Here is a 12,745-nt window from a genome sequence, read left to right on the forward strand (position 1 = left end):
GCGACAATGTCAGCATCAAGGTCAAGCTGATTGGCCCCATTGCCATGGAAGAAGGGCTGCGTTTCGCCATCCGCGAAGGCGGCCGCACCGTGGGCGCGGGCGTGGTGTCGAAAATCATAGAGTAAGTCAGAAACCGCAAGCGGCCGCCACCGCTGCCCTGTGCGTCGGTGGCGGATGAGTTGGTGCTTGTAGCTTCTCCAAAATTCAGGCCAGTAGCTCAATTGGCAGAGCGGCGGTCTCCAAAACCGCAGGTTGGGGGTTCGATTCCCTCCTGGCCTGCCATTAACGGACAAGTTGCCTTTATATCATGGCAGACAAAATCAAATGGCTGGTTGCGGCGCTGCTGCTGGCGGGTGGCATCGCCGCTTTCTATTATTTTTCCGAGACTTCCATCCTGTGGCGGGTTTTGGGCCTGCTGCTGGTGGGTGGGGTGGCCGCAGGTGTTGCCCTGCAAACGGCCAAAGGCCGCGCTGTGCTGAGCTACTTTGCCGAGGCCCAGGTGGAAATGCGCAAGGTCGTGTGGCCCACCGCCAAGGAGACCCACCAGACCACCGGCATTATCATGGTGGTGGTGGTGATCGTGGCTGTTTTTCTGTGGGGCCTGGATTCCTTCCTGGTATGGTCGGTCAAGCTGCTGACGGGGCAGGGGAGCTGAGACGCTGATGACCATGCGTTGGTACGTGGTGCACGCCTATTCCGGGTTTGAAAACCAGGTGGTGCGGTCCTTGAAAGAACGGATCAAGCGCTTCGGTATGGAAAAACGCTTTGGCGAAGTGTTGGTGCCTACCGAAGAGGTGGTCGAAATGCGCGGTGGCCAGAAGCGCAAAAGCGACCGCAAGTTTTTCCCCGGCTATGTGCTGGTGCAGATGGAAATGGACGATGAAACCTGGCACCTGGTGAAAGACGTGCCCAAGGTGATGGGTTTTATCGGCGGGACCAGCAATCGTCCCGCCCCCATCTCCGACAAGGAAGCCGAGCGCATTTTAGACCGGGTTCGCGAAGGCGTGGAGAAGCCCAAGCCCAAGATATTGTTCGAGGTCGGGGAAGTGGTGCGGATTACGGAAGGCCCGTTTTCCGACTTTAACGGCGTGGTGGAGGAAGTGGACTACGAAAAGAGCCGCTTGCGCGTGGCGGTGCTGATATTCGGCCGCTCCACGCCTGTCGAGCTGGAATTCGGCCAAGTAGAAAAAGGCTGATACAGGTTCAAGCCCGCTGCCTCAAGCGCCGCGATTGTGTGCTTGGGGCTTTTGGCTTGAGAGCGAAAACAGCGGGGAGCCGTAAGGCGCTGGCACCCGCCGGGAGTGAGTCATGGCAAAGAAAATTCAAGCTTATATCAAGCTGCAGGTCAAGGCCGGGCAGGCCAATCCCAGCCCGCCTGTGGGGCCGGCATTGGGGCAGCACGGTGTGAACATCATGGAGTTTTGCAAGGCGTTCAATGCCCAGACGCAAAGCACCGAGCCGGGTCTGCCCCTGCCGGTGGTGATTACCGTTTACAGTGACCGCAGCTTCACTTTTGTCACCAAAACCCCACCGGCCTCGATATTGCTGAAAAAGGCCGCGGGTCTGGACAAAGGCAGCAGCACGCCCCACAGCGTGAAAGTGGGCACGGTGACCCGTGAACAGCTGGAAGACATTGCCAATGCGAAGATGCCGGATTTGACTGCGGCGGATATGGACGCCGCCGTGCGCACCATCGCCGGCAGTGCCCGCAGCATGGGTCTGAAGGTGGAGGGTGTGTGATGGCCAAACCTGGAAAACGTTTGCGTGCCATCCGGGAAAAGCTGCCCGCGGGCAAGGTTTTTGAAGTGGATGAGGCTTTGGCGCTGCTGAAACAATGTGCCACAGCGAAATTTGACGAATCCGTCGATGTGGCCGTGAATCTTGGTGTTGACCCCCGCAAGTCGGATCAGGTGGTGCGCGGCTCCACCGTGCTGCCCAACGGCACCGGGAAGACGGTGCGGGTGGCGGTGTTTGCCCAGGGCACCAATGCCGAGGCGGCCAAAGAGGCCGGTGCGGATGTGGTGGGCTTTGAGGATCTGGCAGAAGCCGTCAAAGGCGGCCAGATGGATTTCGATGTGGTCATCGCCTCGCCCGACGCCATGCGGGTGGTGGGTCAGCTGGGACAGATACTCGGCCCCCGCGGGCTGATGCCCAACCCCAAGGTGGGCACGGTGACGCCGGACGTGGCCGGTGCGGTGAAAAACGCCAAGGCGGGTCAGGTCCGCTACCGCACCGACAAGGCGGGCATCATTCACTGCCCCATCGGCAAAGCGAGCTTCGATGTGGCGGCCTTGCGGGAAAATCTCGCGGCGCTGTTGGCGAGCCTGGTCAAGGCCAAGCCCAGTGCCTCCAAAGGTCAATACATAAAGCGTGTCACGGTATCCACCACCATGGGGCCGGGCGCTCAAGTTGATCATTCGCCGCTGACCTGATTCGGTGGGGTAGAGATTCAAGGCTTTGGGCTGCCGGCTTCTGTGGGCGGCAGCCGTCAAAGACCGCAGGTGGATGCGCTTAAATCCGTGATTTGCAGCCAGGAGTCTGGTGGGCGGATGCGGGGCCTGCGCAGGCGGTGAAGCCCGAGACAGGTTTTCCTGGCGACGGTTGCCGTAGAGGTGGGACGCTGAGCGTCCTGTGCCAATGGGTGGACCCCGGTGGCGGGGTGGCCCGGTTAGATAGTTAGGAGGTGGACTCTTGTTAACGAGAGCGCAAAAAGAGGCCATCGTCGCTGAAGTCGCTGAAGTGGCCGGAACGGCCCAATCGGCGGTCGCCGCGGAGTATCGCGGGCTGACTGTGGGCGAGATGACCCGGCTGCGCGCCGAGGCGCGCAATGCGGGTGTCTACCTGCGGGTGGTCAAGAATACCCTGGCCCGGCGGGCCCTGGAGGGCACCGGCTATGCCTGCATGAGCGATGCCCTGGTGGGGCCGCTGGTGTTGGCGTTTTCGGCCGAGGAGCCCGCGGCGGCGGCCCGGCTGGTGCGCGATTTTTCCAAGGAGCATGACAAGCTCGTTGCGAAAGTCGTGGCCCTGGACGGGAAGCTGTTGGCCCCTGGCGATTTGGTGGCCCTGGCGGAGATGCCCACGCGGGATGAGGCGATCAGCCGGCTGATGGCGGTGATGAAAGCCCCCATCGAGAAGCTGGCCCGCACCATCAAAGCGCCGACCGACAAGTTCGTGCGGACGGTGGCGGCGGTCCGCGACCAGAAAAAAGCGGCCTGAAGCGCGGCGCAGTGGCCGGCTTGAGGCAATCGAACAGTAATATTATTTATGGGAGTGAATGTAATGGCTGTGGCTAAAGAAGAGATTTTGGACGCCATCTCCAATATGACCGTGTTGGAAATCGTCGATCTGATTTCCGCCATGGAAGAAAAATTTGGCGTATCCGCGGCGGCGGCGATGGCGGTGGCCGCTCCGGCGGCCGGTGGGGGGGCTGATGCACCCGCCGCCGAGGAAAAAACCGAGTTCGACGTGGTGATGAGCAGTTTCGGCAGCAACAAGGTGGCGGTTATCAAGGCCGTTCGCGCCATTACCGGCCTGGGTCTGAAAGAAGCCAAGGAAATGGTTGAAGGTGCGCCCTCCACGGTTAAAGAAGGTGCCTCCAAGGAGGAGGCCGAAGAAATCAAGAAGCAGCTCGAAGAAGCGGGTGCTTCTGTGGAACTCAAATAAGCGACAGACGGAGAGCAAAGACACTGATCGTTCGCGGCGAGGACATGCTGGGTTTCGCCGCCGTGCGTCCGCTGGCGCGCGGCGGCGCGGCCGGTCTCGCGCAGGTGTTGCGGTCAGATTTCGGGCATCGGCTGGCAGCGTCATGCTGCCGGCCTTTTCCTGTTATGTCCCGGGCAGATGGCACAGTGTCAGCAGGGACGGCCCACCGCCACGTGATGAGCCTGGGTTCCGCTACCGGTGGTCGCGGCACGCTATTTTAAATGAACCTTTCTTGAGGAAGATAGATGGCTTACTCCTTCACCGAGAAAAAATGCATTCGTAAGGACTTTGGCAAGCACCCCAGCGTGCTGGATGTGCCTTACCTGCTGGCGATCCAGGTGGATTCCTATCGTCATTTTTTACAGGAAGACACCCCCGCCGACCAGCGGCGCGAGCAAGGACTGCATGCCGCTTTTCAATCCGTGTTCCCCATAGCCAGCTATTCGGGCAGCGCGGTTTTGGAGTACGTCAGTTATCGTTTCGGCGAGCCGGCCTTTGATGTGCGGGAATGTCAACAGCGGGGCATGACCTTTGCCGCGCCGCTGCGTGTCAAGGTGCGGCTGGTGATCTACGACAAAGAGGCCGGCGCGGACACCGTCAAGGACATCAAGGAGCAGGAAGTGTACATGGGCGAGATGCCGCTCATGACCGATCACGGCACCTTCGTGATTAATGGCACTGAGCGGGTGGTGGTGTCCCAGCTGCATCGTTCGCCAGGGGTGTTCTTTGAGCATGACCGCGGCAAAACCCATTCCTCGGGCAAGCTGCTGTTTTCGGCCCGGGTGATCCCCTATCGCGGCTCGTGGCTGGATTTCGAGTTCGATCCCAACGACATGGTGTTTGTGCGCATCGACCGGCGGCGCAAACTGCCGGCTACCATGTTGTTGCGGGCCCTGGGCTATGACACCCAGCAGATTCTTGCGCTGTTCTTTGAAACCAACACCTTCCATTTCAATGACGGTGAGATCAGGCTGGACTTGATTCCCGAGCGCTTGCGCGGCGAAACCGCGGCATTCGATATCAAAACGCCCCGCGGAAAGCTGTTGGTGGAGGCCGGGCGCCGGGTCATGGCCCGGCACGTCAACGAAATGCTCAAGGCCAATATCAAAACCCTTGCGGTTCCCCGGGACTATCTTGTGGGCAAGACCCTGGCCCACGATGTGCCGGACACCGAAACCGGTGAGTTGCTGGCCGAGGCCAACGACGAGATTACCGCCGAGCTGCTGGACAAGCTGCTGGCGGCAGGCGTGAAGGAAATCCGCGTCCTGTATTCCAACGATCTGGATCGCGGCCCCTACATCTCCGAGACCCTGCGTATTGATTCCACCCGTTCCGAACTGGAGGCGCTGGTGGAAATCTACCGCATGATGCGGCCGGGGGAGCCGCCCACCAAGGAAGCGGCGCAAGCCCTGTTCCAGAACCTGTTTTTCAACACCGACCGCTACGATCTGTCCCCGGTGGGGCGGATGAAATTCAACCGCCGGGTGGGGCGCGAGGAGATTACCGGCCCCGGGGTGTTGTCCAATGAGGACATCATCGATGTCATGAAGACCCTGATTGACATCAAGGACGGCCGCGGCACCGTGGACGATATCGATCACCTGGGCAACCGGCGCGTGCGCAGCGTGGGGGAAATGGTGGAAAACCAGTTCCGCATCGGCCTGGTGCGGGTGGAGCGGGCGGTGAAGGAACGCCTGAGCCTGGCGGAGTCCGAGGGCCTGATGCCGCACGAACTGATCAACGCCAAGCCGGTGTCGGCCGCGGTGAAGGAGTTTTTCGGCTCCAGCCAGTTGTCCCAGTTCATGGACCAGAACAACCCCTTGTCGGAAGTCACCCACAAGCGGCGGGTGTCGGCCCTGGGTCCCGGCGGTTTGACCCGCGAGCGCGCGGGCTTTGAGGTGCGCGATGTGCACCCCACCCACTATGGCCGGGTGTGTCCCATCGAGACGCCGGAAGGGCCCAACATCGGTCTGATCAACTCGCTGGCGGTGTACGCCCGTGCCAACCCTTATGGTTTCCTGGAGACCCCCTACCGCAAAGTCGTGGACGGCAAGGTGACCGATGAAATCGACTACCTGTCGGCCATAGAGGAAGGGCAGTACGTCATCGCCCAGGCCAACGCCAGGGTGGATGAGGAGGGCCGCCTGGTGGACGACCTGATTTCCTGTCGTCATCTCAATGAGTTCACCATGATGTCGGCGGAGCGGGTCAACTACATCGACGTGTCGCCGCGCCAGGTGGTGTCGGTGGCGGCGGCCCTGATTCCCTTTTTGGAACATGACGATGCCAACCGGGCCCTGATGGGCTCCAACATGCAACGTCAGGCAGTGCCCACCTTGCGCGCCGAAAAACCTTTGGTGGGCACGGGTATCGAGCGCGTGGTGGCCAAGGACTCCGGGGTTACGGTGGTGGCCCGGCGGGGTGGCACTGTGGACGCGGTGGATGCGGGCCGCGTGGTGGTGCGTGTCGCCGATGAGGAAGTGCTGCCCGGTGAGGCCGGCGTGGATATCTACAACCTCACCAAGTATACCCGTTCCAACCAAAACACCTGCATCAACCAGCGGCCGCTGGTCAAACCCGGCGATGTGGTGGCGCGCGGCGATGTGCTGGCCGACGGCCCGTCCACTGACATGGGCGAGCTGGCCCTGGGGCAGAACATGCTGGTGGCCTTCATGCCCTGGAACGGCTACAACTTCGAAGACTCCATTCTGATCTCCGAACGCGTGGTGCAGGAAGACCGTTTCACCAGCATCCATATCGAGGAGCTGACCTGCGTGGCGCGGGACACCAAGCTGGGGCCGGAGGAAATCACCTCGGACATTCCCAACGTGGGTGAGGCGGCTCTGGCCAAGCTGGACGAGTCGGGCATCGTTTACATCGGTGCCGAAGTGGGGCCGGGGGACATCCTGGTGGGCAAGGTGACGCCCAAGGGCGAAACCCAGCTCACCCCCGAGGAAAAACTGCTACGGGCCATTTTCGGTGAAAAAGCCTCGGACGTGAAAGACACCTCCATGCGCGTGCCCTCCGGCATGAACGGCACGGTGATCGACGTGCAGGTCTTCACCCGTGAAGGCGTGGAAAAAGACAAGCGCTCCCAGGCCATTGAAAAAGCCGAATTGGAGCGCTTCAAGAAAGACCTCTACGACCAGTTCCGCATTCTGGAAGATCACATCTACCAGCGGGTGGAAAAGCTTCTGGTGGGTCAGGCCGCCGCCGGTGGGCCGAAGCGGCTGAAGTCCGGCAGCACAATCACAGCGGAGTACCTCGCCGGCGTGCCGCGTGAAAAGTGGTTCGATGTGCGGCTCAAATCGGAGGAGGCCGACGAGCAGTTGCAGCAGCTGGCCAGGCAGTTGAAAGAGCAGCGCCAGGAGTACGACAAAAAATTCGATGAAAAGAAGACCAAGCTCACCGCCGGCGATGATCTTGCTCCCGGCGTGCTCAAGATGGTCAAAGTCTACCTGGCGGTGAAGCGCCGCATTCAGCCCGGCGACAAAATGGCCGGCCGCCATGGCAACAAGGGTGTGATCTCCATGATTGTGCCCGCCGAAGACATGCCGTACATGGACGATGGCACACCGGTGGACGTGGTGCTCAACCCGCTGGGTGTCCCCTCGCGCATGAACGTGGGACAGGTGTTGGAAACGCATCTGGGCTGGGCGGCCAAAGGCGTGGGTCAGAGAATTGCCGCCGCCCTGGAGGCACAACAAAAGATCAGTGAGCTGCGCGAATTGTTGGGTCAGATCTACAACACCAGCGGCAAGAAAGAGGATCTCGATTCCCTGAACGACGAGGAAATACTTGACCTGGCGAACAACCTGCGCCGCGGTGTGCCCATGGCAACACCGGTGTTTGACGGCGCCGCCGAGGAAGAAATCAAAACCATGCTGGAGCTGGCCGGGCTGCCGCGCTCCGGGCAGGCGAGGTTGTATGACGGCCGTACCGGGGACGCCTTCGACCGGCCGGTGACGGTGGGCTATATGTACATGCTCAAGCTCAACCACCTGGTGGATGACAAGGTCCACGCCCGTTCCACCGGCCCCTACAGCCTGGTGACCCAGCAACCCCTGGGTGGCAAGGCCCAGTTTGGCGGCCAGCGCTTCGGTGAAATGGAAGTGTGGGCGCTGGAAGCCTACGGTGCGGCATACACCCTGCAGGAAATGTTGACCGTCAAGTCCGATGATGTGACGGGCCGCACCAAGATGTACAAAAACATCGTTGACGGTGATCACCGCATGGAAGCCGGCATGCCGGAGTCCTTCAATGTCCTGGTCAAGGAAATCCGGGCCTTGGGCATCGATATCGAACTGGAGCAGGACTAGTACATGTAGGGCGGGCTTGGCCCGCCACGCCGCGAGACGTGCCCCCGCTGTTCATCGGGTGGCCGCGTCGGGGGCTGGCGACCCCGCCGATGCCAGGGCACGGCGGGTTACCCTACACAAAGACTCGAAAGCTTCGAGCAGGAGACGTAATGAAAGATCTACTCAGTCTAATCAAACAGCAGGGCACGGTAGAGGAGTTCGACGCCATTCGTATCGGCCTGGCATCGCCCAGTAAAATCCGCTCCTGGTCCTATGGCGAAGTCAAAAAGCCGGAAACCATCAACTACCGCACCTTCAAGCCGGAGCGGGAAGGGCTGTTTTGCGCCAAGATCTTCGGCCCGGTGAAAGACTACGAGTGCCTGTGCGGCAAGTACAAGCGTCTCAAGCATCGCGGCGTCATCTGCGAAAAATGCGGCGTGGAAGTGACCCTGGCCAAGGTGCGGCGCGAACGCATGGGCCATATCGAGCTGGCCAGTCCGGTGGCCCATATCTGGTTCTTGAAGTCGCTGCCGTCCCGCATCGGTCTGTTGCTGGATGTGACCCTGCGCGATATCGAGCGGGTGCTGTATTTTGAATCCTTCGTGGTGATCGATCCCGGCATGACGGATCTGGAACGCAACCAGATGCTCACCGACGAACAATATCTGGACGCCATTGAGGAATACGGCGACGAGTTCGATGCCCGCATGGGTGCGGAGGCGGTCTATGAGCTGCTCTCCACCTTGGATCTGAAATCCGAGGTGGCCAGGCTGCGTGAGGAAATTGCCTCCACCAATTCGGAAACGCGCATCAAAAAGCTCACCAAGCGCCTCAAGCTGATGGAGGCCTTTCTCGAATCGGGCAACCGACCGGAATGGATGGTGTTGACCGTGCTGCCGGTGCTGCCGCCGGAACTGCGGCCGCTGGTGCCTTTGGATGGCGGTCGTTTTGCCACCTCGGATTTGAATGACCTCTATCGCCGGGTGATCAACCGCAACAACCGCCTCAAGCGCCTGCTTGATCTCAACGCACCGGACATCATCGTGCGCAACGAAAAGCGCATGCTGCAGGAGGCGGTGGACGCGCTGCTGGACAACGGTCGTCGCGGCAAGGCTATCACCGGCACCAACCGCCGGCCGCTGAAATCCCTGGCGGACATGATCAAAGGCAAGCAGGGCCGCTTCCGGCAGAACCTGTTGGGCAAGCGGGTGGACTATTCCGGCCGTTCCGTGATCGTCGTCGGCCCCACGCTGAAATTACAGCAATGCGGCCTGCCCAAGACCATGGCCCTGGAACTGTTCAAACCCTTCATCTTTTCCAAGCTCCAGCGCCGTGGCCTGGCCACCACCATCAAGGCCGCCAAGAAAATGGTGGAGCGCCAGGGGCCGGAAGTGTGGGACATTCTCGAAGAAGTCATCCGCGAACATCCCGTGCTGCTCAATCGGGCGCCCACCCTGCACCGTCTGGGTATTCAGGCCTTCGAGCCGGTGTTGATCGAGGGCAAGGCCATTCAGCTCCATCCCCTGGTGTGCACCGCCTATAACGCTGACTTTGACGGCGACCAGATGGCGGTGCATGTGCCCTTGTCCCTGGAGGCGCAGATCGAGGCCCGCGCCCTGATGATGTCCACCAACAATGTGCTGTCTCCGGCCAATGGTGAACCCATCATTGTGCCCACCCAGGACGTGGTCTTGGGCCTGTACTACATGACCCGGGAGCGGGCGGAGGCCAAGGGCACGGGCATGTCTTTTGCCGACGTGGCGGAGGCCCACCGTGCTTACGAAAACGGGGTGGTGGATTTGCACGCGCGGGTCAAGGTGCGCATCAGGGAAACCGTGTTCGACGAGCAGGGTGAACTGGTGCCCCGTCGCGTGCTGGTGGACACCACCGTGGGGCGGGCCCTGTTGTCGGATCTTTTGCCCGCCGGGCTGCCCTTCGAACTGGTCAACCAGGATCTCACCAAAAAAACGATTTCGCGCCTGGTGAATGCCTGCTATCGCCGCGTGGGTCTGAAAGCCTCGGTGGTTTTTGCTGACCGGCTGATGTACACAGGTTTTTACTATGCCACCCGTTCCGGCGTGTCGGTGGGGGTGGAGGACATGGTGGTGCCCGATCGCAAAGCGGCCATTATCAGCGTGGCCGAGCAGGAAGTGAAGGAGATCGAGGACCAGTACGTCTCCGGCCTGGTCACCAATGGCGAGCGTTACAACAAGGTGGTGGATATCTGGTCCCATACCAACGACCAGGTGGCCAAGGCCATGATGGAGGAGCTGGGCACCGATGAGGTGACCAATGCGGAGGGCGAACGGGTCAAGCAGCCCTCGTTCAACTCCATCTACATGATGGCGGATTCCGGTGCCCGCGGCAGCGCGGCGCAGATTCGCCAGTTGGCCGGCATGCGCGGTCTCATGGCCAAGCCGGACGGGTCCATCATCGAAACGCCCATCACCGCCAACTTCCGCGAAGGCCTGGACGTGCTCCAGTACTTCATCTCCACCCACGGTGCGCGCAAGGGTCTGGCGGATACAGCGCTGAAAACCGCCAACTCCGGCTACCTGACCCGCCGCCTGGTGGACGTGGCCCAGGATCTGGTGGTGACCGAGGACGATTGCGGCACCGAGAACGGATTGTTGAAGATGCCGCTGATTGAGGGTGGTGATGTGGTTGAGCCCCTGCGTGAGCGGGTGCTGGGCCGGGTGGTGGCGGAGAACGTGATGATGCCCGGCCGCGAGGATGAGGTCGCAGTACCCGCGGGCACCCTGCTGGACGAACACTGGGTGGACCGCCTGGAAGACATGAGCATCGACCGCATTCTGGTGCGCTCCCCCATCACCTGCGAAACCCGCTACGGGGTGTGCGCCACCTGTTATGGCCGCGACCTGGCCCGGGGCCACAAGGTCAACAGCGGCGAAGCCATCGGCGTTATCGCCGCCCAGAGTATCGGTGAGCCCGGCACCCAGCTCACCATGCGGACCTTCCACATCGGCGGGGCGGCCTCCCGCTCTGCGGCGGCCAACAGCGTGGAGGTGAAATCCAACGGCCGCGTCCGTTTGCACAACATGAAAATCGTGCAACACGCCAGCGGCAACAATGTGGTGGTGTCCCGCTCCGGGGAGCTGACCGTGCTGGACGAAGCCGGTTTGGAGCGCGAACGTTACAAAGTGCCCTATGGTGCCGTGCTGAGCGTGGGCGACGGCAGTGCAGTGGAGGCCGGCCAGGTGGTCGCCACCTGGGATCCGCACACCCACCCGGTGATCACCGAAGTGGCCGGTCTGGCCCGCTTCAGTGATTTTGTCGAAGGCGCGACGGTGCAGCGCCAGACCGACGAGATCACCGGCTTGTCCAGCCTGGTGATCACCGATCCCAAGCAGCGCAGCGGTCCGGCCAAAGACCAGCGTCCCATGATCAAGCTGGTGGATGATGAGGGTAAGGAATTGTGTCTCGCCGGTACCGACATCCCGGCGGTGTACTACCTGCCGCCGGGGGCCATCGTCAATCTGGAGGACGGTTCCCGGGTTGGGGTGGGTGATGTGGTGGCCCGTATTCCCCAGGAGACCTCCAAGACGCGCGACATCACAGGCGGTCTGCCGCGGGTGGCGGATTTGTTCGAGGCGCGCAAGCCCAAGGATCCCTTCATCCTGGCGGAGCGCTCCGGCACCATCAGCTTCGGCAAGGAAACCAAGGGCAAGCAGCGGGTGGTGATCACCGGCCCCGATGGTGAGCAGTACGAAGAGCTGATTCCCAAATGGCGCAATGTCACCGTGTTCGAAGGTGAGCACGTGGACCGGGGCGAGGTGATCGTGGACGGCGCGCCCAACCCCCACGACATTCTGCGTCTGCTCGGGGTGGAAGCCGTGGCCAACTACATCGTCAACGAAGTGCAGGATGTCTACCGGCTGCAGGGCGTGAAGATCAACGACAAGCACATCGAGGTCATCGTGCGTCAGATGTTGCGCAAGGTGGAGATCGACAACCCCGGTGATACCCGTTTCCTCAAGGGGGAACAGGCTGACCGCGCCCGCCTGCAGGAAGAAAATGCCCGGGTGCAGGCGGAAGACAAAATGCCAGCCACCTATATCCCCTTGTTGTTGGGTATCACCAAGGCCTCCCTGGCGACGGAGTCGTTCATCTCCGCCGCCTCCTTCCAGGAGACCACCCGGGTACTCACCGAGGCCGCGGTCAGTGGCAAGATGGACGAACTCAGGGGGCTGAAAGAGAACGTCATCGTCGGCCGGCTGATTCCGGCCGGTACCGGGCTGGCCTACCACCAGGACCGTCGCCGGCGTCGCCACAAAGCAAAGGAAACCGGGCGGCTTGCAGAAGCTGTGGCGACCAAGGAAGAAGTGGAAAAAGCGCTCAGCGAGGCCTTGGGCGCCGCCGGACCGGAATAGCCCTCCCACCCGTCGTACCCCGGGAGCGGGAAAGCGCTCCCGGGCTATTGACAGCTCGTCAAAGCACACCTAAAATGCCGCTTCTTTCGTGGGGCGGCATGCGCTTCCCGTCTGTCAGTCAAGTGATTTAGCGTTAAGCGTTCAACCAGAAGGGGTGGGCCGCACACGCGGCGACCTGAAGGGCGAGCGCTTCTGTTTATTTTGGGCTGGAGTTTTTAGGTTCATGGCGACAATCAATCAGTTAGTGCGCAAGCCGCGTGGCCGCAAGCAAGAGAAGAGTAAGGTGCCGGCCCTGGAAGGGTGTCCGCAAAAGCGGGGGGTGTGTACCCGGGTGTACACCACCACCCCAAAGAA

The 12,745-nt window shown here is 61.3% G+C and carries 10 protein-coding genes and 1 tRNA gene; all 11 read left to right on the forward strand.

Annotated features, from left to right (window positions below):
* The coding region (locus tag ENJ19_07390; GenBank protein ID HHM05552.1) for an elongation factor Tu at positions 1-125 on the forward strand (125 nt) is incomplete at its 5' end.
* Positions 126-206: 81 nt separating this feature from the next.
* Positions 207-282: transfer RNA gene (locus tag ENJ19_07395), tRNA-Trp, on the forward strand.
* Between the two features lie 25 nt (positions 283-307).
* Positions 308-655, forward strand: coding sequence for a preprotein translocase subunit SecE (secE, locus tag ENJ19_07400; GenBank protein ID HHM05553.1), 348 nt, complete (start codon positions 308-310; stop codon positions 653-655).
* A 7-nt stretch (positions 656-662) separates the two neighbouring features.
* Complete coding sequence (nusG, locus tag ENJ19_07405; protein HHM05554.1) at positions 663-1,196, forward strand: transcription termination/antitermination protein NusG; 534 nt, start codon at positions 663-665, stop codon at positions 1,194-1,196.
* A 112-nt stretch (positions 1,197-1,308) separates the two neighbouring features.
* Positions 1,309-1,740: a 50S ribosomal protein L11 gene (gene rplK / locus ENJ19_07410; protein HHM05555.1), complete on the forward strand. Its 432-nt coding sequence runs from the start codon at positions 1,309-1,311 to the stop codon at positions 1,738-1,740.
* Positions 1,740-2,432 carry a 50S ribosomal protein L1 gene (locus ENJ19_07415; GenBank protein ID HHM05556.1) on the forward strand — a complete coding sequence of 231 codons (693 nt, stop codon included), beginning with the start codon at positions 1,740-1,742 and terminating at the stop codon, positions 2,430-2,432. Before rplK ends, ENJ19_07415 begins: the two co-directional genes overlap by 1 nt.
* Positions 2,433-2,691: 259 nt before the next feature.
* Positions 2,692-3,216 (forward strand): 50S ribosomal protein L10, encoded by a 525-nt coding sequence (locus ENJ19_07420; protein ID HHM05557.1) that lies wholly within the window; start codon positions 2,692-2,694, stop codon positions 3,214-3,216.
* A gap of 63 nt (positions 3,217-3,279) precedes the next feature.
* Entirely contained in the window at positions 3,280-3,663 is a 384-nt protein-coding gene (locus tag ENJ19_07425; GenBank protein HHM05558.1) for a 50S ribosomal protein L7/L12, read from the forward strand.
* A gap of 284 nt (positions 3,664-3,947) precedes the next feature.
* A complete protein-coding gene (gene rpoB, locus ENJ19_07430) occupies positions 3,948-8,021 on the forward strand; it encodes a DNA-directed RNA polymerase subunit beta (protein HHM05559.1) in 4,074 nt (1,357 codons plus the stop codon).
* 149 nt (positions 8,022-8,170) lie between these two features.
* Positions 8,171-12,391 carry a DNA-directed RNA polymerase subunit beta' gene (gene rpoC / locus ENJ19_07435; GenBank protein HHM05560.1) on the forward strand — a complete coding sequence of 1,407 codons (4,221 nt, stop codon included), beginning with the start codon at positions 8,171-8,173 and terminating at the stop codon, positions 12,389-12,391.
* Between the two features lie 223 nt (positions 12,392-12,614).
* Positions 12,615-12,745, forward strand: a 131-nt coding sequence (locus ENJ19_07440; GenBank protein ID HHM05561.1) for a 30S ribosomal protein S12, incomplete at its 3' end; no start/stop codon positions are given.

The sequence above is a fragment of the Gammaproteobacteria bacterium genome, from assembly GCA_011375345.1.
Classification (GTDB): Bacteria; Pseudomonadota; Gammaproteobacteria; order DRLM01; family DRLM01; genus DRLM01.